Source organism: Streptomyces sp. NPDC096339 (genome assembly GCF_044762985.1).
Taxonomy (GTDB): domain Bacteria; phylum Actinomycetota; class Actinomycetes; order Streptomycetales; family Streptomycetaceae; genus Streptomyces.
On record NZ_JBIWFI010000042.1, the window covers coordinates 51728 to 77216 of the forward strand.

Annotated in this window: 24 protein-coding genes and 1 pseudogene; 11 read left to right on the forward strand and 14 right to left on the reverse strand. The window is 72.1% G+C overall.

Annotated elements, in window-relative coordinates:
- Window positions 1-147: 147 nt before the first annotated feature.
- From ACIQ5Y_RS34745 to ACIQ5Y_RS34760, 4 genes are read right to left on the reverse strand one after another with little or no spacing between them, the layout of a single operon-like run.
- On the reverse strand, window positions 148-1764 hold the full coding sequence (locus ACIQ5Y_RS34745; protein ID WP_403889780.1) for an O-antigen ligase family protein: 1617 nt from the start codon (window positions 1762-1764) through the stop codon (window positions 148-150).
- Window positions 1764-3281 carry an exopolysaccharide biosynthesis polyprenyl glycosylphosphotransferase gene (locus ACIQ5Y_RS34750; RefSeq protein WP_403889783.1) on the reverse strand — a complete coding sequence of 506 codons (1518 nt, stop codon included), beginning with the start codon at window positions 3279-3281 and terminating at the stop codon, window positions 1764-1766. The genes ACIQ5Y_RS34745 and ACIQ5Y_RS34750 overlap by 1 nt, the downstream gene beginning before the upstream one ends.
- A complete protein-coding gene (locus ACIQ5Y_RS34755; protein WP_403889786.1) occupies window positions 3278-4474 on the reverse strand; it encodes a glycosyltransferase in 1197 nt (398 codons plus the stop codon). The genes ACIQ5Y_RS34750 and ACIQ5Y_RS34755 overlap by 4 nt, the downstream gene beginning before the upstream one ends.
- A 17-nt stretch (window positions 4475-4491) precedes the next feature.
- Window positions 4492-5574: a DUF3344 domain-containing protein gene (locus ACIQ5Y_RS34760; RefSeq protein WP_403889789.1), complete on the reverse strand. Its 1083-nt coding sequence runs from the start codon at window positions 5572-5574 to the stop codon at window positions 4492-4494.
- A gap of 174 nt (window positions 5575-5748) precedes the next feature.
- Here ACIQ5Y_RS34760 and ACIQ5Y_RS34765 point away from each other — a divergent pair, with 174 nt between their 5' ends.
- From ACIQ5Y_RS34765 to ACIQ5Y_RS34785, 5 genes are all read left to right on the forward strand, one after another.
- Window positions 5749-6003: a chaplin gene (locus tag ACIQ5Y_RS34765; protein ID WP_385131751.1), complete on the forward strand. Its 255-nt coding sequence runs from the start codon at window positions 5749-5751 to the stop codon at window positions 6001-6003.
- Between the two features lie 118 nt (window positions 6004-6121).
- Window positions 6122-6532 (forward strand): rodlin, encoded by a 411-nt coding sequence (locus tag ACIQ5Y_RS34770; protein ID WP_376661546.1) that lies wholly within the window; start codon window positions 6122-6124, stop codon window positions 6530-6532.
- A gap of 246 nt (window positions 6533-6778) precedes the next feature.
- Window positions 6779-7012, forward strand: coding sequence for a chaplin (locus ACIQ5Y_RS34775; protein ID WP_403889793.1), 234 nt, complete (start codon window positions 6779-6781; stop codon window positions 7010-7012).
- Window positions 7013-7133: 121 nt separating this feature from the next.
- The gene (locus ACIQ5Y_RS34780; protein WP_403889795.1) at window positions 7134-8354 is read left to right on the forward strand and encodes a chaplin; all 1221 of its coding nucleotides are present in this window, start codon (window positions 7134-7136) and stop codon (window positions 8352-8354) included.
- Between the two features lie 191 nt (window positions 8355-8545).
- The gene (locus ACIQ5Y_RS34785) at window positions 8546-8896 is read left to right on the forward strand and encodes a hypothetical protein (RefSeq protein WP_403889798.1); all 351 of its coding nucleotides are present in this window, start codon (window positions 8546-8548) and stop codon (window positions 8894-8896) included.
- Window positions 8897-8989: 93 nt separating this feature from the next.
- Here the strand turns inward: ACIQ5Y_RS34785 and ACIQ5Y_RS34790 are convergent, their stop codons facing one another.
- Window positions 8990-9229: a chaplin gene (locus ACIQ5Y_RS34790; RefSeq protein WP_376661683.1), complete on the reverse strand. Its 240-nt coding sequence runs from the start codon at window positions 9227-9229 to the stop codon at window positions 8990-8992.
- Window positions 9230-9339: 110 nt separating this feature from the next.
- Window positions 9340-9885, reverse strand: a complete 546-nt coding sequence (locus tag ACIQ5Y_RS34795) for a hypothetical protein (RefSeq protein WP_403889801.1) — start codon at window positions 9883-9885, stop codon at window positions 9340-9342.
- A 269-nt stretch (window positions 9886-10154) separates the two neighbouring features.
- Here ACIQ5Y_RS34795 and ACIQ5Y_RS34800 point away from each other — a divergent pair, with 269 nt between their 5' ends.
- The gene (locus tag ACIQ5Y_RS34800; RefSeq protein WP_384757399.1) at window positions 10155-10568 is read left to right on the forward strand and encodes a rodlin; all 414 of its coding nucleotides are present in this window, start codon (window positions 10155-10157) and stop codon (window positions 10566-10568) included.
- Between the two features lie 83 nt (window positions 10569-10651).
- Here ACIQ5Y_RS34800 and ACIQ5Y_RS34805 read toward each other — a convergent pair whose 3' ends face one another.
- A complete protein-coding gene (locus ACIQ5Y_RS34805; protein ID WP_403889804.1) occupies window positions 10652-11302 on the reverse strand; it encodes a vitamin K epoxide reductase family protein in 651 nt (216 codons plus the stop codon).
- Between the two features lie 192 nt (window positions 11303-11494).
- Between ACIQ5Y_RS34805 and ACIQ5Y_RS34810 the strand changes: the two genes are divergently transcribed.
- On the forward strand, window positions 11495-12271 hold the full coding sequence (locus ACIQ5Y_RS34810; protein WP_403889807.1) for a DUF6227 family protein: 777 nt from the start codon (window positions 11495-11497) through the stop codon (window positions 12269-12271).
- A 165-nt stretch (window positions 12272-12436) separates the two neighbouring features.
- Here the strand turns inward: ACIQ5Y_RS34810 and pfkB are convergent, their stop codons facing one another.
- From pfkB to ACIQ5Y_RS34825, 3 genes are all read right to left on the reverse strand, one after another.
- Window positions 12437-13396 carry a 1-phosphofructokinase gene (gene pfkB, locus ACIQ5Y_RS34815; RefSeq protein ID WP_403889810.1) on the reverse strand — a complete coding sequence of 320 codons (960 nt, stop codon included), beginning with the start codon at window positions 13394-13396 and terminating at the stop codon, window positions 12437-12439.
- Complete coding sequence (locus tag ACIQ5Y_RS34820; RefSeq protein WP_403889813.1) at window positions 13393-14151, reverse strand: DeoR/GlpR family DNA-binding transcription regulator; 759 nt, start codon at window positions 14149-14151, stop codon at window positions 13393-13395. Before ACIQ5Y_RS34820 ends, pfkB begins: the two co-directional genes overlap by 4 nt.
- A 131-nt stretch (window positions 14152-14282) precedes the next feature.
- Window positions 14283-15872 carry an MFS transporter gene (locus ACIQ5Y_RS34825; RefSeq protein ID WP_403889816.1) on the reverse strand — a complete coding sequence of 530 codons (1590 nt, stop codon included), beginning with the start codon at window positions 15870-15872 and terminating at the stop codon, window positions 14283-14285.
- Between the two features lie 62 nt (window positions 15873-15934).
- On the opposite strand from ACIQ5Y_RS34825, the gene ACIQ5Y_RS34830 reads away from it, so the two are divergent.
- Window positions 15935-16888: a helix-turn-helix transcriptional regulator gene (locus ACIQ5Y_RS34830; RefSeq protein WP_403889819.1), complete on the forward strand. Its 954-nt coding sequence runs from the start codon at window positions 15935-15937 to the stop codon at window positions 16886-16888.
- 236 nt (window positions 16889-17124) lie between these two features.
- Here ACIQ5Y_RS34830 and ACIQ5Y_RS34835 read toward each other — a convergent pair whose 3' ends face one another.
- Window positions 17125-18102: an RNA polymerase sigma factor RpoD/SigA gene (locus tag ACIQ5Y_RS34835; protein WP_403889822.1), complete on the reverse strand. Its 978-nt coding sequence runs from the start codon at window positions 18100-18102 to the stop codon at window positions 17125-17127.
- A 597-nt stretch (window positions 18103-18699) separates the two neighbouring features.
- Here ACIQ5Y_RS34835 and ACIQ5Y_RS34840 point away from each other — a divergent pair.
- Entirely contained in the window at window positions 18700-19347 is a 648-nt protein-coding gene (locus ACIQ5Y_RS34840; RefSeq protein ID WP_403889825.1) for a Uma2 family endonuclease, read from the forward strand.
- Here ACIQ5Y_RS34840 and ACIQ5Y_RS34845 read toward each other — a convergent pair.
- The 3 genes from ACIQ5Y_RS34845 to ACIQ5Y_RS34855 all read right to left on the reverse strand — a co-directional run bounded on the left by ACIQ5Y_RS34845 (window position 19344) and on the right by ACIQ5Y_RS34855 (window position 22506).
- Window positions 19344-20147, reverse strand: a complete 804-nt coding sequence (locus ACIQ5Y_RS34845) for a dioxygenase (protein WP_403889828.1) — start codon at window positions 20145-20147, stop codon at window positions 19344-19346. The genes ACIQ5Y_RS34840 and ACIQ5Y_RS34845 overlap by 4 nt on opposite strands.
- A 143-nt stretch (window positions 20148-20290) precedes the next feature.
- Complete coding sequence (locus ACIQ5Y_RS34850) at window positions 20291-21826, reverse strand: MFS transporter (RefSeq protein ID WP_403889831.1); 1536 nt, start codon at window positions 21824-21826, stop codon at window positions 20291-20293.
- Between the two features lie 83 nt (window positions 21827-21909).
- Entirely contained in the window at window positions 21910-22506 is a 597-nt protein-coding gene (locus ACIQ5Y_RS34855) for a TetR/AcrR family transcriptional regulator (protein ID WP_403889834.1), read from the reverse strand.
- Window positions 22507-23147: 641 nt separating this feature from the next.
- Here ACIQ5Y_RS34855 and ACIQ5Y_RS34860 point away from each other — a divergent pair.
- Window positions 23148-24425 carry a M6 family metalloprotease domain-containing protein gene (locus ACIQ5Y_RS34860; RefSeq protein ID WP_403889837.1) on the forward strand — a complete coding sequence of 426 codons (1278 nt, stop codon included), beginning with the start codon at window positions 23148-23150 and terminating at the stop codon, window positions 24423-24425.
- 528 nt (window positions 24426-24953) lie between these two features.
- Window positions 24954-25489: pseudogene (locus ACIQ5Y_RS34865) on the forward strand (hypothetical protein); the annotation flags it as partial.

Below are 25489 nucleotides of genomic sequence, written 5' to 3' on the forward strand. Positions count from 1 at the left end.
CCGGGCCGTCGGCGGCGCGCGGCAGCCCGCCCGTCACGAAGCCCGGATCCGACACGGTCGGCACGGCCGGGTCCGGAGTGCCCGGGACATGGGTGGGGCCCGCCCCGGCCGGGGGGCCGGAGGCGGGCCGCCAAGGCGTGGTGTCCGTCACGGGCCGTCCGCACCCGGAACGGCGCGCATGCCGGTGCGCCCGCCCGCGGCAGCAACCGCACCGCCGCGCGAGCGGCCACCCGAACCGGCGCCCCCGCGCACCCCGCCCTCCGGCCCCCCGCCGGAGGCGGACGGCCTCGCCGGGGAACCCAGGGCGCCCACAGTGGCAGAGCCGGAGCCGTCGGCCGTCGCGGCCTCGCCCAGCGGACCACTGGCCCCCCGGGAGGGAAGGGCCCACCAGGCCGCCAGGCCGACGATCACACCGGTCAGGACCGTCGACGGCCCGCCGATGTCCGCGTACAGGAAGTCGATGAGCTGCCACACGAACAGGCCGACCGCGATCAGCCCGCAGTCCCGCGCGGGCTCCTCACCCCGCGCAACCCCGCCGGAGGCGATCGGCCCGCAGTCCCGCACGCCCGCCTCACCCCGCGGACCCGGACCCCGCACGCCCCCGCCCCTGGCGAGCCGGCTGAGGCCCGCCACCAGGAGCACCGCCCAGCCGCCCGCGAGCGCGGTCAGCCCCGTCAGCCCCTGCTCGCTCAGGACCAGGAGGTACATGTTGTGCGGCGAGAGCAGCGGCTGCCGCACGAACCCCTGGCCCGCGCCCGCCGTGTCGCTGCCGGAGGACAGGCTCAGTGAGGAGTGCCCGTCCCGGTTGGCCGGGAAGCCCTTCAGCCCGACCCCCACCGCAGGCCGCTCGCGCCACATCGACTCGGCCGCGGCCCACATCGTGTAGCGGTCGGTCACCGACTGGTCGGGCGCGTCCGAGACCTGGGTGATCGAGGCCAGCCGCTCGCCGACCATCTCCGAGCCGACCCCGAGCCCGCCCACCAGCACCACGCCGACGGCGCACAGCGCGACCAGCACCTTCAGCGCCCGCCGGATCCCCGCCAGGAAGATCACCAGCAGGGCCGCCCCCGAGGTCGCGATCCACGCGCCCCGGCTGAACGACAGCACCAGCGGCACCACCAGCAGCAGCGCGACGCCCCCGGCGGTCCGACGGACCCGCGGCGCGAGCCCCGGCGCCAGGGCCAGCGCGGTCGCCGTGATCAGTCCGTACGCCACCACCGTGGCCATGCCCATGACGTCACCGGGGCCGAAGGTGCCCACGGCGCGGATGTCCTCGCCCTGGTAGGAAGCCCCGGTGTGGGTCGCGTACTGCACGACCCCCACCGCGCCCTGCACCAGCGCCAGCACCACGAAGCACCCGGCGGCCAGCCGGAACTCCCCCGCGTCACGCACCAGCAGCACCACCGCCGCCGGCACCAGGACGAAGACCTGCAAGTAGCGGACGAACCCCGGCAGGGCCGCGTACGGGTCCCCGGCGGTCATCGTCGCCACCGCGAGCCCCACCCCCGGCGCCCCGAGCACGAGCACGGCCGTCGGGCTCAGCGCCCGCACCCGGCCGCGCACCGCCTGCACGGCGCACACCAGCGCCAGCACCAGCGAGGCCGCGTCGGCCGGGCCGACCTTCCCGGAGGCGGTCGCGTCCCCCGCCGGGAGCGGGGCCAGGAGGAACAGCACGGTCGCGGCGAGCGGCAGCAGCGGCCAGTGCCGCCGCAGCAGCACCGGCACACCGGGCCGTCCACCCCGCATGGATACCGCAAGGCTCATCAGCTGCCCCCCAGCCGGAAGCGGAAGAAGGAGGCCGCGGTGCGGGCGAGGATCCACAGGTCCTGCCACAGCGACCAGGTGTCGATGTAGTGGTTGTCGAACCGGGCCCGGTCCTCGATGGAGGTGTCCCCGCGCAGGCCGTTGATCTGGGCCAGCCCGGTGATGCCGACGGGCATCCGGTGCCGGGCCTCGTAGCCGGGGTGGACGGTGGAGAACTTGGCGACGAAGAAGGGCCGTTCGGGCCGGGGACCGACCAGGCTCATGTCACCCCGTACGACGTTCCACAGCTGCGGCAGCTCGTCCAGCGAGGACTTGCGCAGGAAGGAGCCGACCGCGCTCATCCGGCGGTCCCCCGCGACCGTCCACCGGGTGGCGGCCTCGTGCGCGTCGGCGCGCAGGGTACGGAACTTCAGCAGGGTGAAGGGCCGCCCGTACAGGCCGACCCGCTCCTGCCGGAAGATCACCCCCGGCCCGTCCCCGATCCGTACGGCGAGCGCGCAGGCGGCCATCACGGGCCCCGCCACGACCAGCGCGAGCAGCGCGAGCACGGCGTCGATGCCGCGCTTCGCCCAGCGCTCCACCGGGCGCCCGGGGCGCGGCAGCAGCGGCTGCACGGCGTACCCCCACAGCTGGTCGGCGGGGCACGCCACCCGCATGCCGGTGACCTTGGCGGTGCCGGCCGGGTCGGCGAGCCAGAGCCGGCAGCCGTGGTCGTGGAAGAGCCGGACCAGGGAGGCGGTGCGCTCGTCGGCCTCGGGCGGGCGCGTGAACACCGCGTGCCGGACGGAGTTCTGGATCACCGCGCGCCGGATGTCCTCGTGGGTGGCGAGCAGGGGCATCGCGCCGCGCTCCCCTTCGGCGGCGGCCTCGGTGTCGGCGATCCCGACCGGGCGCAGGCCGAATTCGGGGCGGCCGTGCAGGGCGGCGGCCACCGCGCCCGCCCCGGCGCCGGGTCCGACGACGAGGGCGGAGGCGGGCCTGCGCACGGCCGAGCGGCGCCGGCACTGGTTGACGAACCCCCGTCCCGCACAGGTCAGTACGGCCTGGAGGCAGACGGCGGCCAGCAGGACGCCCCATCCCAGGGCCCGGCCGGGGTCGACGGCGGCCCAGATCGCCGCGGCCGCGCACCACAGCACGGCGGACCGCCCGGCCAGCACGGGCAGTTCGAGCAGCGCGGAGGGCGCGAGCCGCGGCCGGTACAGCCCGGCCTGCGCGTGCAGGCCGGCGAGGAGCAGGGCCATCGGCACGGCCGCCCCGGCCGGCGGCGCCGGTGCGGGCAGCGCGGCCACGGTCAGTACGGCGGCCAGCGCGTCGGCGGTGAGCAGCGGGAGCACCCGCCCGCGGCGGCGGATCCGCTGCGGGCGCACGACGGGGCGGGCCCGGTCGGCCTCGGGTCCGCGCGGGGGGTGGATGGCGGCCTGGGCACGGCGTGCTGCTGGGTCCGGCGCAGGCGCCAAGCCGGGCCCCGGTCCGCCCTGCCCGGTGTGCCGCCTGGCGGGTGCGCTGTCCATCGTCATCGGGTGTTGCGCTCCTGGTTCAAGGGCCGGGGCCTGCCCAGCAGTTCGTGGTACAGACCGGTGACCGCGTCCGTGGTCCGCCGCACGTCGAAGTCGGTCCGGGCGTGCTGCCGTGCCTGCTCCCCGAGTTCGGCGAGCAACCGCGGCTCGGCGAGCAGCCCTCCCAGGGCCTTGGCCAGGGCCGTCGGGTCCTCCGGCGGTACCAGGCACAGGCGTCCCTGGCCGGGTGGCAGGCTTTCCCGGGCCCCGCTGACGTCGGAGACCAGGACCGGGCGGCCGCAGGCCATGGCTTCGAGCGGGGCGAGCGCCATGCCTTCCCACCGTGACGGCAGTACAACGAGATCGGCGGCCCGAAGCCACGGTCGGATGTCCCGGGCGGCTCCCGCGAAGAGCACTCGCGTGCCGGACGGGGCTGCCGTGCGGCGCAGCCGTTCGGCGTCGGGGCCGTCGCCGACGAGGGCGAGGCGGGCTCCGGGGACGGCGGCGAGCAGCTCCGGCCAGGCGCGGAGCAGGACGTCCTGCCCCTTCTGCTGGCAGAGCCGGCCCACGCAGACGGCGAGGGGGCCGTCGCCCCGGAAGGCGGCGGGCAGCGGCAGCGCCGCGCGGGCCAGGGCCTTGTCGTGGTCGGGATCGGGGGCGCCGGGGCGGAAGTGGTCGAGGTCGACGCCGTTGCGGATCACCTCCCAGCGGGCGGTGATGCCCTCGGCCTCGCCGGCGCGGCGTTCGGCCTCGCTGACGCAGAGCACCCGGTCGGCCCATCGGGCCCCGTACCTCTCCCAGCGCAGGGCGAGGGCGGCGGTGGCCCCGCCGACGGCGTCGAAGGACCAGGCGTGGGGTTGGAAGACGGTGGTCAGGGCGCCGCGCGCGGCGAGCCGCCCGGCGAGGCCCGCCTTGGCGCTGTGGGCGTGCAGCACGTCGGGCCGTACGCGGCTCAGCAGCCGCCGGGCGCCGAGGACTTCGGCGGGCAGGGCGGGGCCGGGGGCCCGCCCGGCGCGCCAGGTGAGCACCTCGGCCCCGGCGGCCCGGGCGGCGTCGGCGAGGACGCCGCCGCGCGGGCAGCCGACGACGGTGCGCAGGCCCGCGGCGCTCTGGGCGCGGACGAGGTCGGTGACGACCCTGGCCACGCCGCCGTCGACGGGCTGGACGAGATGGAGGACGGTCGTGGGCCGTGCGGCCCGTGGCTGTGTGGGCACGTGGAGTGCTCCTACGTTCAGCGGCGCGCGTCTGTCTGAACGAAGAGCACACCGAGGAAATGACCCTGACTTTCGCCCTTGAACCTGAAGTCCAGGCTGTGGGCGCCACCGGACAGGGCGGGACTCAGGTCGAACACGTCCGCGTCATATCCGAGATTGTTGATGTGTTCGGGCTGTCGCTTGAACGGGTGACCCCCGAATTCCGTGATCGTGGAATTCATAACATCATTAAAAGGATTTTCTGTATCGCCGAGCGTCACCCGGCGCCCACTGTCGGAGGTCACGGTGAGTGAGTCCCCGTCGATCCCGCGGTCCCCGTCGTAGCCGACCAGCCCGACCTTCCCCGCGGACCCCGGCGGCGCCGCCAGCCCGTCGACCTCGACGATTCCGTCGGAGGCCCGGGCCTCCAGCGCCTCGAAGCCGTCCCACAGCGAGATCCGGCGCAGCGGTTCCTTCGGGTGCTCGTAGGCCACGACCAGCGTCCAGCCGCCCCAGGCCCCCGCCTCGGAGTGGCCCATGGCGACGTTCAGCTGGGAGACAATCCACACCCCGGCCCCGCCCGCCCGCACCATCGGGGTCACGTCGGCCGAGGCCTGGTAGGCATCGCTGCCGGCGTCCGTCCGGTGGCCCATCACCGTGTCGGCGAGGACCTCCTTGTAGGCCCCGCCGGGCTCGGCGACCAGGACGCGGCCGTTGTCCTCCGGCGGCTTCTGCTCGCCCACCCGCAGGTTCCCGCCCCAGTAGAGCCGGGCGTACGAAACCCTCGCACCCTGCGGGATCCGGAGGTCGGCCCGGGTGGAGTTGTAGGTGTCCGGGTCCGCGTCGACCTCGTTGTAGAACATCTCGAAGTCGCCGTTGACCCCCGCCGCCCCCCGCGCGACCTCGGCGCAGGACGCGGCCCCGGGGGACTCCCGCCTCCGGCAGCCGATGGCGGAATTGGAGGCCCGTACCAGCCCGCCGTGCTGCACGGCCTGGTAACGCTCGGTGAAGGGGACGCGGGGCAGTTCTTTCGGAGACGGGGCACCCGCAGCCGGCGACACGGAAACGACCAGGCAGGACAGCAGACCGAGCGTGCCGAGGATTCTGCGGGAGGAACCCATGGCGCAGTCTCCATTTTCGATCAACGGGACAAAACAGGAGTGCACTTTGTCAGAAATCGGGCTGGAAATCACGTCGGACTCGCTCGTACGGCCTTTCGGGCGATATCGCGCACCTTCCGGACCGGAACGTCGTTATGGCTTGCACCATTGTTCGAACCGAAAGGAATTACGGAGATGAAGAAGAGGCTGGTGCGCGGCACCACCATGGCCGTCGCGAGCGCCGCGATGCTGATGGGCGGCGCGGGCCTCGCCTCCGCCCACGGTGGGGACGGCGCGACGGCGGACGGCTTCACCGGCGGCTCCCCCGGCGTCCTGTCCGGCAACCTGCTCCAGGTCCCGGTGGACGTGCCGGTGAACGTCTGCGGCAACACCGTGAACGTGATCGCCCTGCTGAACCCGGCGTTCGGCAACACCTGCGTGAACGCCTGACCGTCAACCGTGCCGCCCGAAACGGCTGCATCCGGGTGAAGCCACGCAACCCAAACCAGGGCCGGGCCGTTGATCCGAGTGCTCCACTACCGGGCAATCCTGCAAAAAAGGGACGACAATGATCAAGAAGATGATGGCCTCGGCCGCGGTTGCCGCCTCGGTCGTGGGCATGGGTGCGGCCATGGCGCCGCAGGCGATGGCGATCGGCAACGACCACGGCATCAACACCGTGAACGGCAACGGCGCCTCGCAGATCTACGGCAACCAGGCCACCTACGGCAACATGAGCCCGCAGATGGCCCTGATCCAGGGCTCCTTCAACAAGCCCTGCATCGCCCTGCCCGCGAAGGCCAACGTGCAGTCCGTGCTGGCCCTGGTCAACGTCGGCGTCCAGGACATCCCGGTCCTGTCCAGCCCGCAGAACCAGCAGTGCACCGAGAACTCCACGCAGGCCAAGGGTGACGAGGCCCTCTCGCACATCCTGGACAACATCCCGGTGCTCTCCGGCAACGCCTCCGCCGGCAGCTGACCGAGACCCGTGCCAGCGAGGCCGCCGCACCTTCGGGTCGCGGCGGCCTCGCCGCTTGTGGATTTGCGGCGCACCCGATCGGAAAAAGGGATCTCCGTAAATCCGCCGATACACCGGAACCAGAATTCGGGCAGGGCATCGGAGTGAATTCCCCGACCGTCGCCGAAAATCCCTGGTTTCTTTTGCCCCGGACACTCGTTGTTAATTCTGCAGTGGATACGCCTCTGCGGGAAGGATCGAAAACAAATGACGTACAAGAAGGCAGTGGTGCTGGCCGCCGGCGTTCTGATGGCTGCCGGTGCCGCCTCCCCCGCCATGGCCGACTCGGAGGCCGCCGGCGTCGCGAAGGAGTCCCCCGGCGTCCTGTCCGGCAACCTGCTCCAGGTCCCGGTGCACGTTCCGGTCAACGTCTGCGGCAACACCGTCAACGTGATCGCCCTGCTGAACCCCGCGTTCGGCAACACCTGCGTCAACGCCTGACCAAGCTCTTGTGCCCGCAAGGGCAACCTCCTCGAAGGTGGCCTCGGAGTGCACGGCGGTGCACTCCGAGGCCACCTTCGATTCAGCACCGGCGCCACCGCCGGTAGACAGGGAAGGACCCATGCGACAGGTACTGAGCCGACAGGTACTGGGCAAGGGGATGCTCACGGCCGCAGCCGCGTCGAGCCTGCTGTCGATCGCGACCGGTGCGGCCTACGCACACCCCGGAGCGACGGCCGAGGCCTCTCATTCGCCGGGGGTGCTGGCCGGCAACAGCGTCTCGGTACCGGTCACGTTCGCGCCGAACGTCTGCGGCAACAGCGTGGACGCCGGGGCGGGACTCAACCCCGCGTTCGGCAACACGTGCGCCACGACGACCGGCTCCCACGCCGACGACGACCGCGCCGAAGACGAATACGCGCGCTACCTCAGCCCCGAGAACGCCGAGGCCCTGGAGCGCTACCTCGACGAGCGCGAGGCCCGCCGGAGCGTTCCGGAGCAGCGCCACGCATCCCCGCACGAGCAGCGCGGCTACGGCGACTCCGAGGAGCGGCAGCGGCCGCGCCACCAGACCCCGGGCGGCCAGGGCGGCTACGGCCACACCGAGGAAGAGCAGCCGCGCCACCAGACCCCGCACGGCCAGGGCGGCTACGGCCACTCCGACGAGCAGCAGCAGGGCGAGGAGGAGTGCGACGACCACCCCCGCCCCGAGGCCGAGCACCCGGCCCCCGCGCCCCACCCGGCTCCCCCTGCTCCCCCGAAGCCGCAGCCGAAGCCGCAGCCCGTGGAGGAGCAGCCGCCGCCGGCCCCGGTGGAGGAGGCCCCCAAGCCGCTCCCCGCCCCGGCACCGGCTCCGCTCCCGGCCCCCGCGCCCGTCGAGGAAGCCCCGTTGCCGCCGGCCCCGGCGCCCCAGGCGCCGCCCGTGGAGGAGGCGCCCGCGCCACTGCCCGCCCCGGCTCCCGTACCGGCACCGGTCGAAGAGGCCCCGAAGCCGCTCCCCGCCCCCGCGCCGCAGGTCCCGGCCCCCACTCCCGGTACGGAGGAGGCCCCCGCGCCGCGGCCTCCGCACGGCAGCCAGCCCGTGGAGCGTCCGGCCGACCAGCCCCCGGCCGCCCCCGCGGGCGACACCCCGGTCCACCTGCCCCCGGCCCCCGCGCCGGCCCCCGTGGCCCCGGCCCCGCAGTTCCCCGCCCCCGCACCCGCACCCGTACCCGCACCGGCGCGGGTGACCGCGCCCATGCTGGCCGAGACCGGCGCGGGCCAGCCCGCGGCCGCGGCGGCCCTCGCGTCGGCCCTGATCCTGGGCGGCGCCATTCTGTACCGGCGCTCGCGCATCGCCTGACCGGCAATACCGGTAATCGGAAAAGACAGCGGCCGGAGAATCCCCGATCGGATTCTCCGGCCGCTGTCATGTCCGCACTATGCGCCTGCGGCCCTCCGCGTTTCCGTACGGGCGGGCGATCGTTACCCATGGAGAAAAGCGGCGCGATGGTCGCCGCCGACCTCTGTCCACGAAAGAAGAGGATTTCGACAATGAAGCTCTCGAAGGTCGCCGCTGTCATCGTCGGCTCCGTAGCCGCCCTCGGTGCCGCCGCCCCCGCCTTCGCAGCCGACGCCCCGGCCGCGGCGATGCCCCCGATGAGCTTGACCGGCGGGGCGACGGAGGTGCTGAACGCCGTCAATCCGGTCTCCGAGGCGCTCCCGCAGACCGCCGGCAACGCGCTGGCCGAGCAGGGCGAGGCCGTCAACAAGGTCGTGGGCACGGTGCAGAAGGTCAACAAGGTCCGCAACGACGCGCCCGGTACGGTGCTCGGCCTGGCGAACGGCGCCACCAAGGCGTCCCCGGCACTCGGCGGCATCGACATCAACGGCGGTCAGGGCTGAGCCGCCCGGACAAGACTGTGGGCGCCACCGGCAAGGCCGGGGCGCCCACAGTCGGTTGAGCTGTCGAGCCGTCTGGCAGTCGCTCCGCGGACGTCAGTCGTTGACGCAGACGTTGCCGAACGCGGGGTTCAGCGCACCGATGACGTTGACGGAGTTGCCGCAGACGTTGACCGGAACGTGGACCGGGACCTGACCCAGGTTGCCGGACAGGACACCGGGGGAACCCACGGCCGCGCCGTCGGCCGACGAGTCGGCCATAGCGGAGCCGGCGGCACCGGCCGCAGCGAGACCAGCGGTGGCCAGGACCAGGGCGGCCTTCTTGGCAGAGTTCATGGGAAGTGCACCTTCTGTTCGATGTTCTGCCCCGAACCGGGGCTCACATCGAGCGAAACGGCCCAACCTCCCGGACGACACGGCCTCGTGCCGGATCAGACCTGTTCAGCTCAATAGTCGTAGTCGTGCGACGGGCTCCAGGCGGCCCTCCCCGTACCCCGCAGGTCCGGGAGATCGGGGATTCCCGGGATGTCGGGGAGCTCCGGCACCAGCTCCGCCGGAGGCTTGAGCGGCGTCGTCGCCGGCGTGTCCGGAAGCACCGTGTCCGCCGGCGGGATGTCCACCGGCAGCTTCGGGATTTCGGGCACGATGTCGGAGAGGTCGGGGAGCTTGAGGTCGGGGAGTTTGAGGTCGGGGAGTTTGATCTCCGGGATCTTCGGCAGCGTCACCCCGGGCGGCAGCAGGCCGCCCAGCGACCCGAGGAGGTCCCCGAGGGTCTTGGTGAGGCCCGCGAGGAGGTCGTCGATCGGGCCGGCCGCGGCCGCCCGTTCCTGCATCTCCTCGATCTGCTGCTCGACGGCCGCCGATCGCCTGGAGATCTCGGCGGTGCCCTGACCGTCCGCGGCGCCGGCGGGGGCGGCCGCGCCGGTCAGTATGACGACGGCGAGGGCCGACGGGACGAGCATGCGGGCGCGGGACGGCTTGGTGCGGTGCATGGGTGTTCCTTCTGGTGGTGGCATACAAGCGGACCAGAGCGATCCACTTCCTCACTCACCGTGCGAACACCTCGCACGGAGCGCAACCGGATCATGAACGGCTGAGGGTTCGTACGGGCTTCGCGCACGCGTCCGCAGAAGGCTCACCCCCTCCGGGGAAAACCCTTCGCCGCGCGGGCCGTTTGAGTGAAGCACCGGAACCAACGCCCCGGTGGGGCAGTTGACCAGGGCGCTCCATCAGCGGGCACTCGTGCGACAAAAGGATCAAGATGTTCAAGAAGTTCATGACCGCCGCCGCGGTCTCCGCCGTTGCGGTCGGCGCGGGCGCCGCTGCCGCTGCCCCGGCCATGGCCATCGGCAACGACAACGGCATCAACACGGTCAACGGCAACGGTGCCACGCAGGTCTACGGCAACCAGAAGACCCACGGCGACCAGAGCCCGCAGCTCGGCCTGGTCCAGGGCACCCTGAACAAGCCCTGCATCGGCCTGCCGGCGAAGGTCAACGCCCAGTCCCTGGTCGCGGTCCTCGCCAACGTCGGCGTCCAGGACATCAACGTCCTGTCCAACCCGCAGAACCAGCAGTGCACCGAGAACTCCACCCAGGCCAAGGGCGACGAGCCGCTCTCGCACATCCTGGACAACATCCCGGTCCTCTCGGGCAACGGCTCCGTCGGCAGCTGATCCCAGCCCCCGCGTCGAGCGACGAGGGCCCCGGCAGCGTCCAGCTGCCGGGGCCCTCGCGCGTTCGGCCGTACCTGTCGGCGTCACCCGGTCCAGAAGTCCCACCACCGGGTCAGGACGAGCATCCCGATCACCCCGGTGTGCAGGGCGGGCGGGGCCCAGGCGAACTCGGCGAAGAAGCCGCGGACCGGGCCGGGGGCGGGGAGCGCGCCGGTACGGACGTTGTGCGCGGTGACCGCCCAGAACATCAGCAGGGTCGCCAGCCAGGCCAGGCAGCACCACAGGCAGAGCGCGTTGATCTCGTACAGGGACTGGATCATCAGCCAGGTGCAGAACCCGACGCCGAAGACCGTGCCCGCGTTCAGGCCGAGCCAGAACCAGCCCCGGTAGCGGGCACCGGCCAGCAGGCCCGCGGCCACGCACACCACGACACCGTACGAAACCAGCCCGAGCATGGGGTTGGGGAAGCCGAACGCGTGCGCCTGCTCGCTCTGCATCACGCTGCCGCAGGAGACCACCGGGTTGAGGCTGCACGCCGGTTTGAAGTCCGGGTCCTCCAGCAGGAGGAACTTGTCGAGGGTGATGACCCAGGAGGCGAGGAGTCCGGCCGCCCCGGTCAGGGCCAGCAGCCAGGCCAGGCCCTTTGAAGCGGGCACCGCGCCCTCGGACCCGCTCTCGTGTCGACTGCCGGGCCGTCCCTGCTGGCGCGGGACGCCCACTGTGTTGGTTGCCATGCGGCCCATGGTCCCGCGCTCCACCACAGAACGGGCCGAACCATGCTCTTCCGTACGGAAGTTGACCTGAAGGTGTGGTGGGAACCACTGATGGTTCCCGGACGTTTTACCGAACCCCGGACGTTATGTCAGAGCCAGGGGCTACGTTGAGCTTCCGCGAAGTGACTAGCTGCGACGGCCTGGAGACCCACCTTGAGCGATCCGTACGAGACAACCGAGGCGCACCTCGACCGCCTCCTCGGCCGCACCCTCAACTCCTTCGACCTGCCGGACGGGTTGGTCGAACGCCTCGGCGCGGCGCTCGCCCACAGCTCTTCGCTGTACACCACCCACCACAGCCCGGCGACGGGGCTGTGGCGGGAGACCCACCGGCACACCTACCTGCTGGCGGACGGCGGTTCGGTCTCCCTGTGGGAGCTGTCGTACCGGCTCGGCGAGGGCGACCGCACGGTCCGGCACGAGGTCTTCGCGAGCAAGGCGGAGACCTGCCTGGCCGTGGCCCGGCTGTTCGGCGGGGTCTCGGCGGACGCGGCGCTGGATCCGGTGCTGCCCGCGGACGACGATGAGCCGGAGAACGACGTCGCCGTGCTGACCGCGCTGTTCGCGGCCGCGGCCCCCGCGCAGCGGCACCGGGAGTACGCGGTGGAGCAGTCCGCCGACCACGCCCGACGGGTCCTGCGGCGCGCGGAGAACCCGGACCGGCCCGGCGAGGAGGTGGCGGCGCTGCTGCGGTCGGCGTACGCGCACCACATCACGCAGGCGTTCGGCAGCGCCCGGCAGTGCCGCCCCGACGGGCGGGACGCGGGCTTCAGCCTGTACGAGCACGCCTTCGTGCTGCTGGACGGTACGGAGTTCAGCCTGTGGGAGGTCGAGCACACGGCCACGCCGGACGGGCGGCACATGTGCGAGGTGTACGACAGCGAGGCCGCCGCGCGCGGAGCGATGGAGCTGCGCGCGCGGGTGCGGTAGCGCTGCCGCTGGGCCCGGCGGTCCACGGCCCGGGCCGCCGACCCCTGCGCCGTGGCCGGCGGGGTCCTTCGCCGGTTCGGCCCGCGCGGGTGCGGTGGTGCCGCGGCCGGCGGCCCCCGGCGGTCCACGGCCCGGGTCGCGCCGGCCCGTTCGCCCGTGCGCGCCTCAAGCCGTGACGGGGTCCGACAGGACCAGGTCGAGGGGCAGGTCCTCGGTGATGACGCGGACCCCTTCGGGGTCGAGGTCCGCGGGGGTCGGCATGGCGCTGCCGGGGAGCCGGACCGCGGCCGCGCCGTGGGCCAGGGCCGAGGCGAGGGCGGCCGGGCCGGCGCCTCCCGCGACGAGGAAACCGGCCAGGGAGGCGTCGCCCGCGCCGACGTTGCTGCGGACCCGGTCCGCGGGGACCTGCGCGGTGCCGTAGTGGACCCCGTCCCCGGCGACCAGGAGCTGGCCGTCGGCGCCCAGCGAGGCGAGCACCGCGCCCGCGCCCAGTGAGCGGAGCTCCCGCGCCGCGTCGAGCACGTCGCCCAGGGTGGACAGCGGGCGGCCGACCGCCCGGGCCAGCTCACCGGCGTTCGGCTTGATGACGTCGGGCCGGGCCGCGAGCGCCGCGAGCAGCGCCGGGCCGGAGGTGTCCAGGGCCACGCGGGCGCCGCCTTCGTGGGCGCGGGTGACGAGTTCGGCGTACCAGTGGGGTTCGAGGCCCCGCGGGAGGCTGCCGCAGCAGGCGATCCACCGCGCGCCGCCGGAGCAGCCGTGGACGGTCCCGAGGAGGAGGGCGGATTCCGTCGGCGTCAGCTCCGGGCCGGACGCGTTGATCTTGGTGAGGGTGCCGTCGGGTTCGACGAGGGAGATGTTCGAGCGGGTCTGGCCGGAGATGGAGACCGCGGTGACGTCCACGCCCTGCGCGCCGAGGAGTTCGGCGATCAGGGCGCCCGGGGCTCCGCCGAGCGGGAGGACCGCCGTCGTGCGGTGGCCCGCGGCGGCCACCGCGCGGGAGACGTTGACGCCCTTGCCCCCGGGGTCGACCCGGTCGCCGGTGGCGCGCAGGACCGCGCCGCGGACGAGCGAGGGGACCTCGTACGTCCGGTCCAGGGAGGGGTTGGGCGTGACGGTGAGGATCATACGAGCACAACTTCCGTACCGGCGGCCTCGATCGCCACCTTGTGGGCGGGGGCGAGCCCCGTGTCCGTGATGAGCAGGTCTATGTCCTCGAACGAGCCGAAGCGCGCGAAGTGCTCCTGTCCGGCCTTGGCGGAGTCGGCGAGGAGGACGACCCGGCGGGCGGCGGCGATCGCGGCGCGCTTGACGGCGGCCTCGGCGAGGTCGGGAGTGGTCAGGCCGCCCCCGGCCGTGAAGCCGTTCGTCGCCAGGAAGAGGACGTCGGCGCGGATCTCGGCGTACGCGCGCAGCGCCCAGGCGTCGACGGCGGCGCGGGTGCGGTGGCGTACCCGGCCCCCGACGAGGTGGAGGTCGATGCCGGTGTGGTCGGCGAGGCGGGCGGCGACGGGCAGGGCGTGGGTGACCACGGTGAGCGCCGCCTCGACCGGGATGACGGCCGCGAGGCGGGCGATGGTGCTGCCCGCGTCGAGTACGACGCTGCCGCCGCCGGGGAGTTCGGCGAGGGCGGCGGCCGCGATGCGGTCCTTCTCGTCCGCGGCGGTGAGTCGCGCGCTTGGGTCCGGTTCGAAGTCGAGGCGGCCGGCCGGGATGGCGCCGCCGTGCACCCTGCGGACCAGGCCGGCCCGGTCGAGGGCCGTGAGGTCGCGGCGCACGGTCTCCGCGGTCACCTGGAACCGGTCGGCGAGGGAGAGCACGTCGACCCGGCCGGCCTCGCGGGCGAGGCGGAGGGTCTCCTGCTGGCGCTCCGGCGCGTACATGTGGGTTTACGTCCGTTCCGTGCCCGAATGCGTGGACCCGTCCACCATACGTCCGATTTCGGACACGAACAAAGAGAAACGGACACGCCCGCCGGGGGGGCGGGCGTGTCCGTGAGCCGGGGCGGGTTTCGCTAGGCGACCGGAGTCTTCTCGGCTGCGGGTTCGGCGGGGGCCGCGTACTCGGAGCCGCCCTCGCGCTGCTCCATCGGGATGGGCCTCCGCGGCAGCAGGAACATCACCGCGCAGATCACGACCAGCACGGCCGCGATCGACCACAGCGCGCCGCGGAAGGCATCGACGTACGGCGGGCCGAAGACCCTGTCGTCCTCGATCAGCCCGAAGAAGACGACGGAGGTCAGGGCCAGACCCAGGGCGTTGCCCATCTGGCCGGTGGTGTTGATCAGGCCGGAGGCGGACCCGGCGTCCTTGCGCGGCACCTCGGACAGCGTCGTGTCATTGAGCGGCGCGACGATCAGGCCCATGCCGATGCCCATGAGGGCCAGCGGGGCCGCCATCTGCCAGGAGGCGATCTCCATGCCGTAGTGGTCGGACTCCCAGATGTAGAGGAGCAGGCCCGCGGCCATGATCAGGGCTCCGGCCTGGAGCACCTTGCGGCCGAAGCGCGGAACGAGCTTACCGACGGAGATGCCCGCGGCGGCCGAGACGGAGAGGGAGAACGGGATGCCGGTGAGGCCGGCGTGCAGGACGCTCCAGCCGAGGCCCATCTGCATGTACAGCGTCCAGACCATGAAGAAGATGCCGGTCGCGATGCCGAAGGTGAGCTGGACGGCGATACCGCCGGCGAAGCTCTTGACCTTGAAGAGGGAGAGCTCGACGAGCGGGGAGCCATCCTTCTTGATCTTGTACTTCTCGTAGGCGATGAACGCGGCGAAGACGAACGGCGACGCGAGCATGCAGACGAAGCCCCACAGCGGCCAGCCGTTCTCGCGACCCTGGGTGAGCGGGAAGATCAGCATGACCAGGGCGAGGGTCGCGAGGACGACGCCGACGAGGTCGAGGCGCAGGGCCTTGGGGGCCTTGGACTCGCTGATGAACATGCGGCCCAGGATCACGGCCGCGATGCCCACCGGCAGGTTGATCAGGAAGATCGGGCGCCATTCGAGACCGAACAGGTTCCCCTCGATGAGCAGTGCGCCGAGCATCGGGCCCGAGACGGCACCGAGGCCCACGATCGCGCCGAACATGCCGAAGACCTTGCCGCGCTCGTGCGGCGGGAAGGTGACGTGGATGATCGCCAGGACCTGCGGGACCATCATGGCCGCCATCCCGCCCTGGAGCAGGCGGGAGGCGACGAGCATGCCCGGGTTGGCCGCGATGCCGCAGAGCAGCGAGGCGGCGGTGAAGCCCGCGACACCGATGAGGAAGAGGCGCTTGCGGCCGTAGATGTCACCGAGACGGCCGCCGGTGATCAGGCCGGCGGCGAAGGCGAGGGCGTAGCCGGCGGTGATCCACTGGATCGCGCTGGTGGATGCGCCGAGGTGCTCGCGCATGCTGGGGATGGCTATGTTGACGATCGTGACGTCGACCAGGTCCATGAAGGTCGCGGTCATCACGATGGCGAGCGCCAGCCAGCGGCGGCGGTCGGCGGGGGCGGCCTGCTGGGGCGAGCCGATTTCGGATGCGAGGGGTGCCTTGTTCCCCTCTTCGTAAGCGGGCCCGTTCTCTCTTACGGGCGATGTCTTGGACGTCTCGGTGCTCATGAGGAGAAACTTAGACGGCATGTAGGTCAGAGTGTGTCCGCTTTCGCCGGCAATCTGGGTCCATGACCGACACACCGGCACGGCTTCTCTCCCTGCTGTCCCTCCTCCAGACCCCGCGCGAGTGGCCCGGGAGCGAACTGGCGCAGCGGTTGCGGGTGAGCGCGCGGACCATCCGGCGGGACATCGAGCGATTGCGGGAGCTGGGGTACCCGGTGGAGGCCACGCTGGGCGCGGAGGGCGGCTACCGGTTGGTGGCCGGGGCCGCGATGCCGCCTCTGCTCCTCGACGACGAGGAGGCCGTGGCCATCGCGGTGGGGCTGCGGGCGGGGGCCGGTCACGCGGTCGACGGGATCGAGGAGGCCTCCGTACGGGCTCTGGCGAAGCTGGAGCAGGTGCTGCCGTCGCGGCTGCGGCACCGGGTGGGCGCGCTGCAGTCCGCCACGACCGCGCTGACGCGGGGGGACGGGGCGAGCGTGGACCCCCGGACGCTGACGACGATGGCCGGGGCGGTGGCGGGGCCGGAGCGGCTGCGGTTCGCGTACCGGGCGGGCGACGGGGCGGAGTCGCGGCGGCTGGTGGAGCCGTACCGGCTCGTCAGCACGGGGAGCCGGTGGTACCTGGTGGCGTACGACATGGAACGCGAGGACTGGCGCACCTTCCGGGTGGACCGGGTGCGGGAGCCGTTCGCGACGGGGGCGCGGTTCACTCCGCGGGAGCTGCCGATGGACGCGGAGGAGCTCGTGCGGCGCGGGCTGCGGGGCGGGGAGACGTACGCGGTGGAGGCCGCCTTCGCGGCGGGCGCGGAACAGCTGCCGCCGTGGCTGCGGGCCGCCGCCCTCCCGGGCGGGGGGCCGCAGACCGTGGTCCGCTTCGAGAGCGGGGACGCGCCGGAGTGGCTGGCGGCGAGGCTGGCGCTGACCGGCCTCCCCTTCACGGTGCGGGAGCCGGCGGCGCTGCGGGATGCGGCGGGTGCGCTGGGCGCGCGGCTTTCCCTTGCAGGGGGCCCGGCCGACTGAGGCCGCTCCGCCCAAGGACGCGGGGCTCCGCCCCGCACCCCGCTCCTCAAACGCCGGAGGGGCTGGATTTCGGCTGCTGCCGTCCCGCAAGCGCGGCCGGTCTGCCCGCAGGGCAATGACAGCCCCTCCGGCGTTTGAGGAGCGGGGTCTGGGGCGGAGCCCCAGGGGGTGCGGGAGCCCCGGCGCCTGGGGGGATAGGCACCGGGGCTCGTTCGGGGGCGGGTGGGCCGGCCGCGCTAGGCCACGGCGTCGAAGCCCGTGTCCCGCGCCATCCGCTTCAGCTCCAGCAGCGCGTGCTTCTCGATCTGGCGGATCCGCTCACGGGTCAGACCGTGCTGCTTGCCGACCTCCGTCAGGGTCCGCTCTCGGCCGTCCTCGATGCCGTACCGCATCTTGATGATCGACGCGGTGCGCTGGTCGAGCTTGCCGAGCAGGTCCTCCAGCTCCTCGCTGCGCAGCAGCGAGAGCACGGACTGCTCGGGGGAGATCGCGGCGGTGTCCTCCAGGAGGTCACCGAACTGCGTCTCGCCCTGGTCGTCGACCGACATGTTCAGGCTGACCGGGTCACGCGCCCAGTCCAGGACGTCGCCCACGCGCTTCTCCGTCGAATCCAGCTCGGCGGCGATCTCGGCGTGCTCCGGTTCCCGGCCGTGCTCGCGGTTGAACTCGCGCTGGACGCGGCGGATCCGGCCGAGCTCCTCCACGAGGTGCACGGGGAGGCGGATGGTGCGGGACTGGTCCGCGATGGAGCGGGTGATCGCCTGGCGGATCCACCACGTGGCGTACGTGGAGAACTTGAACCCCTTGGCGTAGTCGAACTTCTCGACCGCGCGGACCAGGCCGGCGTTGCCCTCCTGGATCAGGTCGAGCAGCGGCAGGCCGCTGCGCGGGTAGCGGCGGGCTACGGCGACGACGAGGCGGAGGTTGGAGCGGATGAAGACTTCCTTGGCGCGCTCGCCTTCGGCGGCCAGCGCCTCCAGCTCCGCGCGTGCGGGGGCGTCGCCCTCCCGCTCGATCTCGCCGTCGAGGATCTGCTGGGCGTACACGCCCGCCTCGATGATCTGCGAGAGCTCCACTTCCTTGGCGGCGTCGAGCAGCGGGGTGCGCGCGATCTCGTCCAGGTACATGCCGACCAGGTCGCGGTCTGCGATCTCCCCGCCCACAGCGCGTGCGCTGCTCGTGGACTGACGACGGGCGACGGCGCGGGTTGCCATGCGTGCTCCCTTGCGATGAGTTCGGTCGCGGTGCGGCTGCCGGACGGCCACCGCGCTGCGGTGGGACGCCCTGTCGGACACTCTCCCGAGTGCCCGCTTCCGAAGGAAACAACGACTGGAATCAGGACAGAATTCCCACGTTGGTCCCTCTTTTCCGAGATCTTGCAGTATCCTGCCCCGCCACGAGACGGAACCGGATGCCGCAGGACTCCGGGGAGGTGCAGGTCAGGCCCGGAACGGAGGCCGATCCGGTATCCCTCACGGACGTGTACGACCACGACGCCCATGAGACCGCCGTCACACGCGACACAGCCGCCTTCACCCCGGAACAGCGCCGCCCACGGCTGCACTCCCACCCTGAAGACGACTCTCGGCGACTTCTGGTTGCCTGGACCGGCGATCGAATCGCCGGATACGCCACAAGAAGGTCAATCCGCACAAAAAGGTGCACGCCATATCGGTGGAGGCGTGCAGGCCGCCATCCTTCCGGGTGAGGCTCATGCATATTCCTGCGGCATGGGACTCACGACCTCCAGCATCAGAGAGTCGCTTGTGCCACCCGGCCGGCGACGCCCACACTCAGAGGAGGTGCTGCACATGACCGCTCTCGCCCACGAGACGCTGGAGGCCGTAATGCCGAAGGTCGCGACTCCCCCGTCGGACCTGGACGACGTCCTGTGGCAGGCATGGAAGGCCATGGAACTCCCCGAGGGCTACCACGCCGAGATCGTCGAGGAGTTCATCGAGGTGTCACCGACGGGTCGCTACTCACACGGCCGGATCACCAATCGACTTCGCCGCGCCCTGGACAAGTTCTTGGATGCCGGCGAGTTCGCCGCCCACCAGGACATCAACGTCGTCCACAAGCGGAAGGTCTGGATCCCCGACCTTCTCATCGCCCTGGAGCACGCCGAAGAGCACGTCACCGAGGACGGCCTGGGGATCCAGGCCTCCGCCGTGATGCTGATCGCCGAAGTGGTGTCGCCCGGCAAGGACAGCCTCGAACGTGACCGCGAGCGCAAGCGGCGGGCCTACGCGCGGGCCGGAATCCCCGTCTATCTGATCATCGACGACTACGACGGACATGGCACCGTCAGCCTGCTGACCGGCCCCGTGCCGGGCGAGGCCCGGTACGCGTCCGAGGTGCGGATGCCCTACGGGACCGAGGTGATCGTCCCCGAGGGGCCCGCCAAGGGGTTCGCGATCGGCGCGGACATCACCGGGCCGCTCCTCGACCAGGCCTAGCCGAACTGGAGGGAGCGCTTCGAGAGGCCCATCCAGAAGCCCGTCACCGGGTCGCGGCGGGTGGCGAGGTCGCCTGTCGCCTCGGCCGCCCCGAGGGTGACGAAGAGGGGCGCGAAGTGTTCCGTGCGGGGGTGGGCCAGGCGGCCCGAGGGGGACTTGGCCTCGAAGTCGAGCAGGGAGTCCAGGTCGCCCGCGGCGAGGGCCTCGTGGCCCCAGGCGTCGAACTCCGCCGACCAGGCGGGCGTGCCCGCGTGACGGAGGGCCGCCAGGTTGTGGGTGAAGAAACCGCTGCCGACGATCAGGACGCCCTCGTCGCGCAGGGGTGCGAGCTTGCGGCCGATGTCCATCAGGCGGCGCGGGTCCAGGGTCGGCATGGATATCTGGAGCACCGGCACGTCGGCCTCGGGGAACATCTCGACGAGGGGGACGTAGGCGCCGTGGTCGAGCCCGCGGTCGGGGATGTCCTGGACGGGGGTGCCGGGGGCCCGGAGGAGCGCGCGGACCCGGGCCGCGAGTTCCGGGGCGCCCGGGGCCTCGTAGCGGACCCGGTAGTAGTGCTCGGGGAAGCCCCAGAAGTCGTAGACGAGGGGGACGGTCTGCGTCGCGCCGAGGGCGAGGGGGGCCTCCTCCCAGTGGGCGGAGACCATCAGGATCGCCCGGGGGCGGGGCAGACCCGCGGACCAGGCGGCCAGTTCACCCGGCCAGACCGGGTCGTCGGCGAGCGGCGGCGCCCCGTGGCTGAGGTAGAGCGCCGGCATGCGGGTCCCCGGTGAGGGCGCGGGCGTGGGGGTCTCGATCATGAGGGGCTCCTCCATCGGGGGCGGCGCGGGGCCGTGCGCGTCGTACGGGGCCGCCTCAAAAAGACTAACCCCGCTTGGTTCAAATTTGAACCAAGCGGGGTGGTCAGTCATTCCCGGTCATTCCCGGACGGGCACCGCCCGCGTCAGTGGGCGATCACCGGGACCTTGACCTCGGCGTCCTCGGCCGAACCGGAGGTCACCACGCCGCCCGCGCCCGGGCGGCCCGTGTTGATCAGCGTCAGGGCGATGGCGGAGCTGGCGATCAGGATGCCGACGGCCCACCAGATGGCGGAGGAGTAGCCCTCGACCATGGCCTGCGCCTGGACGAGCTTGCCCGCGGCGCCGCCCGCCGCGGCCTCGGCCGCGTGGTCCGTCAGGTACGCGGTGGTCGCCGAGGCGGCGATGGTGTTCAGGAGCGCGGTGCCGATGGCGCCGCCGACCTGCTGCGAGGTGTTGACCATGGCGGAGGCGACACCGGCGTCGGCCGGGTTCACCCCGTGGGTGGCCAGCGACATGGCGGGCATGAACGCCGTACCCATGCCGAGACCGAGCAGCAGCTGCGCCGGCATGATCAGCGCCGGGTACGAGGACCCGACCTCCAGCTGCGTCAGCAGCAGCATGCCGGTGGCGGCGATCAGGAAGCCCGGGCCCATCAGCAGCCGCGGCGCGACCCGGGTCATCAGGCGGGCGCCGATCTGGGTGGAGCCCGTGATCATGCCCGCGATCATCGGGAGGAAGGCGAAGCCGGTCTTGACGGGCGAGAAGCCCTTCACGACCTGCAGGTAGTAGGTGAGGAAGAGGAACAGGCCGAACATCGCGATGACGGCCAGGCCGAGCGAGAGGTAGACGCCGCCTCGGTTGCGCTCCAGCAGGACGCGCAGCGGCAGCAGCGGGGACTTCACCTTGGACTCCACGAAGACGAACGACGCGAGCAGCGCCGCCGAGGCGATGAACATGGAGACGGTGACCGCGTCCGACCAGCCGGCGGACTCGGCGCGGGTGAAGCCGTAGACCAGCGCGACCAGACCGAGCGTGGACAGGACCACGCCGGGGATGTCGAGCGGCGCGCGGTTGCGGCCGCCCGCGGGCTCACGGATGACCAGCCAGGCACCCGAGGCCGCGATGATCGCGAACGGGATGTTGACGAAGAAGGTCCAGCGCCAGTTCAGGTACTCGGTGAGGAAGCCGCCGAGGATCAGGCCGACGGCGCCGCCGCCGCCCGCGATCGCACCGTAGATGCCGAAGGCCTTGGCCCGCTCCTTGGCGTCGGTGAACATGACGGCCAGCAGGGACAGCGCGGCCGGCGCCAGCAGCGCGCCGAAGGCGCCCTGGAGGGCGCGGGCGCCCAGCATCATGGCCTCGCCGTTGGCCGCGCCGCCGAGGGCGGAGGCCAGGGCGAAACCGATGAGGCCGACGACGAAGGCGTTCCTGCGGCCCCACTTGTCGGCGATGCGGCCGCCGAAGAGGAGCAGACCGCCGAAGGCCAGCGCGTACGCGGTGATGACCCACTGGCGGTTTCCGTCGGAGATGCCGAGGTCGGTCTGGGCCGAGGGCAGGGCGATGTTCACGATGGTCGCGTCGAGGACGACCATCAGCTGGGCCAGGGCTATGAAGACGAGCGCCTTCCAGCGACTGGGATCAGCGGCAGCCTGCGCGGGTGTCGCGGCTGTTTTCGACATGGGGGTACCCACTTCGCGGTGCGGAATGAATGACTTGGGACGGGAAAATTACTGAAAGACCATATTTGTGGCTGATCTGCGCGTCACATGGTTTTCCGCCTCAGGTCCTCGAGCGTGGCCGCCGAACCGGGCAGCACGGAGTGGGCCGGAGCCCGCAACCCGTCGAGGAAGAGCTGGATGTGACGGTGGGTGAAGCGATCGGTGTCGAGGCAGCCGGTACCGGGGAGGGGGCGGCTGAGCTGGGACAGGGCGACCATCAGGTCGCCGACGCCGATGTCCGTGCGGATCAGGCCGGCTTCCTGACCGGCGGTCAGGAGGGTTTCGACGGCGGCTTCCAGGGAGGCGCGCGCGTCGAGGAGCTCGGGGTGGTCGCGGTCGAAGCCCTCGGCGAGCATCGGGCACAGGGCGCCGATCCGCTCGTCCGCGGCGGCGTGCGTGAAGCGGCACAGGGCCGCGAAGGCGTCGGGCTCCTCCGCGAGGGAGGCCTCGGCGGAGGCGGTGACCCGGGCCATCACGAAGAGCACGACCTGGTGGATCAGGGCCGGGCGGTCGGGGAAGTGCCGGTAGAGGGTGGCGTTGCCGACGCCCGCCCGGCGGGCGACCTCGTCGAAGGGGGCGTTGCAGCCGAACTCGACGAACATCTCGCGGGCGGCCGTCAGGATCCGCTCCCGATTGCGCACGGCGTCGGCCCGCGGGCGCGGGACGGCGCGAGCGCCTGCGGCGCCGGGTGCGGGTGCGGCGGGTGCCGCGGGTGCGGGTACGGCGGGTGCCGCGGGTGCGGGTGCGGGTACGGCGGGTGCCGCGGGTGCGGGTGCGGGTACGGCGGGTGCCGCGGGTGCGGGTGCCGCGGGTGCGGATGCCGCCGGCGCCGATGCGGCCGGTGCCGGTGCCGGTGCCGGTGCCGCCGGTGCGGATGCGGCCGGTGCGGATGCGGCCGGTGCGGATGCGGCCGGTGCGGATGCGGCCGGTGCCGGTGTGGATGCGGCGACGCCGGGTGTGGATGCGGCGACGGGTGCGGCGGTGCCGGGTGTGGTCGCCTTCGCGGTGCTGTGGCGGTTCATTCCGGTGCCTCCCTGGCGCTGCGATCCGTACGGCCCCTCCGAAACGGGGAGCCGGTCCCCATTTCGTGGGACTCACGTTGAAACGGGGATCCACTCCCCGGTTATTTCACCCCCGAGTGTGAGCCGGGTCACACGACATCGCGGGGCCCGTCACCGTTTGGCCTCTCCCGGCGCGCGGGCGCGCCTCGGCCGTCAGAGGGTGATCGAACAGAGCGCAGACCGGGCAGGGCCGGCTGCCGCGGACTCGAAGGCGATCTCCAATGCCGCAGACCCGCCACCGGATACGCAAGCCACGCCTCACCAGCGCCTACATCGGCCTCACCGCGCTGGCCCTCGGCGTCACGGCGACCGCGAGCGCGGGCATGTCCAGCCGCGGCCACTCTGCCGCCGGACCGGTCGCCACCAGCGCCGAATCGGCCCTCGCGCCGTGTCGGATCGCCGGGACGATGGGCGTGCAGATGTCCGAGGGCCTGCCGACGCCGCCCGGGTACTCCCGCTCGACCGGCGAGGTCCGCGCGCTGAACCTGATGATCGACTTCCCCGACGCCAAGGGCGAGGGGACGGCCGCGGACCGGCTCGCGGAGTTCTTCCCGCAGACCTCCGACTGGTTCCGCACCAGCTCCTACGGGCGGCTCGCCTACCGGGCCGAAGCGCCGATAAAGAACTGGCTGCGGATGCCGATGCCCTTCGCCTCGTACGGGATCGAGCGCGGATCCGCGTACGAGCCCGGCTACCGGCAGCTCGTGGAGCACATAGCGAAGGCCGCCGACCCCGAGGTGGACTTCACCCGGTACGACCTGATCAACATCCTGGTGACCCCGAACGCCGGGCCGTCCGCACTGGACACCGTCCTCTCGGTGACCTTCTCGGGCAACGGCGAGGCGCCGACCGCCGACGGGGTGCCGCTGGCCAACACGTCCTTCGTCTACAGCCGGCAGGACGACGGCTCCGGCACCTACCGGGAGACCGGCTACCGGGTGCTCCCCCACGAGAACGGACACGTCTTCGGGCTGCCCGACCTCTACACCTCCGACGGCGGCGGCACGGTCGGGCACTGGGACATCATGAGCGAGGACTGGGGCGCCAACAACGACCTGCTGGGCTGGCACAAGTGGAAGCTGGGCTGGCTGGACGGCTCGCAGATCAGCTGCGCCGCGAAGTCGGGCACCAGCGACCACATCCTGTCGCCGCTGGCGGTGGAGGGTGGCACGAAGCTGGCCTTCGTCCCCATCTCGGAGAGCGTCGGATACGCGGTGGAGGTGCGCACCCAGGCGGGGAACGACGAGGCCGTCTGCAAACCGGGGGTCCTCATATACAAGGTGGACTCCGACGTGGACACCGGGCACGGCCCGGTGACGGTCTCGGACAGCGCCGGTTCGAGCGGCGGCTGCACCCGGCGGCCCAACGTGCACTCCGAGCTCTCCGACGCGCCGTTCCGCCCGGGCGAGACCTTCACCGACGACAAGGCGGGCATCAGCATCTCGGTGGTCGGCGAACTGCGCAACGGCAACTTCCAGGTCCGGATCATCCGCCCCTGACGTTCCGCGGCCCGATTCGTTTCCGCCAACGCCCGACGCGTCGTCCGTGAGGCCTTCGGCTCCGCGCGCGGTCGCGGTGCGCTACTCGCGGGTACCGTCCGAGCCCCCGCGCCGTCCGCGGACCGCGCCACGGACGGCGCGCGTCCGCGCGTTCCGGTTCCGTGGCGCGGTCGGGGATTGCGCTGACCACCACTCAAGTCAACGTTGCGGTGCGGCCGTTCCGCATATCATCACGACCGGGATGAAGCGGACTGGAGCATTCACCATGGGTGGCGCCGAGAAGGGAATGGTTCCCGTAGAAATCTACGAAGAGCGGTTCCCAGCCAGGGGAGTTTTCATGTCTTCGGCCGCTAGCTGACTCCACTGGGGTGCCTGTGTACTCGTCGTACAAGTTGCAACAGCACGGGGGATTGCGCTTGTTGTGTCCGTACGGCCGGCCACCACGTTTCGTGGGGCCTATGTGTGCTGCCGGTTTTCCGGCCGGACCATCGATCCCCCCCTGGCGTTCATTGAACGAAGGGGACAGTCATGAGCAAGGCCTTATCCGCGTCCACATCCGCGTCCACATCCGCGTCCACACGGAACATCGAGATCGTCTGGCCCGACCTCGGTATCACCGTCACCGCCGAACTCGACGGCCGTAACCCGGAACTCGCCGACGCCCTGTGGGAGTCGCTCCCCTACCAGAGCCTCCAGGGCCACGCCCTCGTCGCCGGCCAGCACCTCTACCACCACGTACCGATCCCCTCCCTGCTCCACCTCCACGCATCCGAGAAGATCGCCGACCGCCGCGACGCACCCGACGGAACCGTCTTCTGCTCCGGCCTCCAACACCTCGGCATCAAATACGGCACCCTCACCGAACCCATGCCCGCAGCACCCGTCGGCCGCATCCGCGACGAGGACATCACCGCCCTCAAGGAAGCCGGCGGCCACGTATGGGACGCCGTCTACTCCACCAAGAAGCAAATCCTCGTCCAGGTCCGCAAAGCCGGCACCACCGGCGGCCACACCATCCCCGAACTCACCGCCACCAACCCCGAAGCACAAGCACTCATCCACGA

Excerpts from the sequence above, each read along its gene's own strand:
- pfkB (WP_403889810.1), bottom strand. The coding sequence starts at position 13,396 with ATGATCCTCACCGTCACGCCCAACCCCTCCCTGGACCGGACGTACGAG.
- ACIQ5Y_RS34860 (WP_403889837.1), top strand. The coding sequence starts at position 23,148 with ATGCCGCAGACCCGCCACCGGATACGCAAGCCACGCCTCACCAGCGCC.
- ACIQ5Y_RS34845 (WP_403889828.1), bottom strand. The coding sequence starts at position 20,147 with ATGATCGAGACCCCCACGCCCGCGCCCTCACCGGGGACCCGCATGCCG.
- ACIQ5Y_RS34770 (WP_376661546.1), top strand. The coding sequence starts at position 6,122 with ATGATCAAGAAGATGATGGCCTCGGCCGCGGTTGCCGCCTCGGTCGTG.
- ACIQ5Y_RS34820 (WP_403889813.1), bottom strand. The coding sequence starts at position 14,151 with ATGTACGCGCCGGAGCGCCAGCAGGAGACCCTCCGCCTCGCCCGCGAG.
- ACIQ5Y_RS34840 (WP_403889825.1), top strand. The coding sequence starts at position 18,700 with ATGACCGCTCTCGCCCACGAGACGCTGGAGGCCGTAATGCCGAAGGTC.
- ACIQ5Y_RS34835 (WP_403889822.1), bottom strand. The coding sequence starts at position 18,102 with ATGGCAACCCGCGCCGTCGCCCGTCGTCAGTCCACGAGCAGCGCACGC.
- ACIQ5Y_RS34825 (WP_403889816.1), bottom strand. The coding sequence starts at position 15,872 with ATGAGCACCGAGACGTCCAAGACATCGCCCGTAAGAGAGAACGGGCCC.
- ACIQ5Y_RS34790 (WP_376661683.1), bottom strand. The coding sequence starts at position 9,229 with ATGAACTCTGCCAAGAAGGCCGCCCTGGTCCTGGCCACCGCTGGTCTC.
- ACIQ5Y_RS34780 (WP_403889795.1), top strand. The coding sequence starts at position 7,134 with ATGCGACAGGTACTGAGCCGACAGGTACTGGGCAAGGGGATGCTCACG.
- ACIQ5Y_RS34750 (WP_403889783.1), bottom strand. The coding sequence starts at position 3,281 with ATGACGATGGACAGCGCACCCGCCAGGCGGCACACCGGGCAGGGCGGA.
- ACIQ5Y_RS34805 (WP_403889804.1), bottom strand. The coding sequence starts at position 11,302 with ATGGCAACCAACACAGTGGGCGTCCCGCGCCAGCAGGGACGGCCCGGC.
- ACIQ5Y_RS34850 (WP_403889831.1), bottom strand. The coding sequence starts at position 21,826 with ATGTCGAAAACAGCCGCGACACCCGCGCAGGCTGCCGCTGATCCCAGT.
- ACIQ5Y_RS34830 (WP_403889819.1), top strand. The coding sequence starts at position 15,935 with ATGACCGACACACCGGCACGGCTTCTCTCCCTGCTGTCCCTCCTCCAG.
- ACIQ5Y_RS34785 (WP_403889798.1), top strand. The coding sequence starts at position 8,546 with ATGAAGCTCTCGAAGGTCGCCGCTGTCATCGTCGGCTCCGTAGCCGCC.
- ACIQ5Y_RS34745 (WP_403889780.1), bottom strand. The coding sequence starts at position 1,764 with ATGAGCCTTGCGGTATCCATGCGGGGTGGACGGCCCGGTGTGCCGGTG.
- ACIQ5Y_RS34760 (WP_403889789.1), bottom strand. The coding sequence starts at position 5,574 with ATGGGTTCCTCCCGCAGAATCCTCGGCACGCTCGGTCTGCTGTCCTGC.
- ACIQ5Y_RS34775 (WP_403889793.1), top strand. The coding sequence starts at position 6,779 with ATGACGTACAAGAAGGCAGTGGTGCTGGCCGCCGGCGTTCTGATGGCT.
- ACIQ5Y_RS34795 (WP_403889801.1), bottom strand. The coding sequence starts at position 9,885 with ATGCACCGCACCAAGCCGTCCCGCGCCCGCATGCTCGTCCCGTCGGCC.
- ACIQ5Y_RS34800 (WP_384757399.1), top strand. The coding sequence starts at position 10,155 with ATGTTCAAGAAGTTCATGACCGCCGCCGCGGTCTCCGCCGTTGCGGTC.
- ACIQ5Y_RS34765 (WP_385131751.1), top strand. The coding sequence starts at position 5,749 with ATGAAGAAGAGGCTGGTGCGCGGCACCACCATGGCCGTCGCGAGCGCC.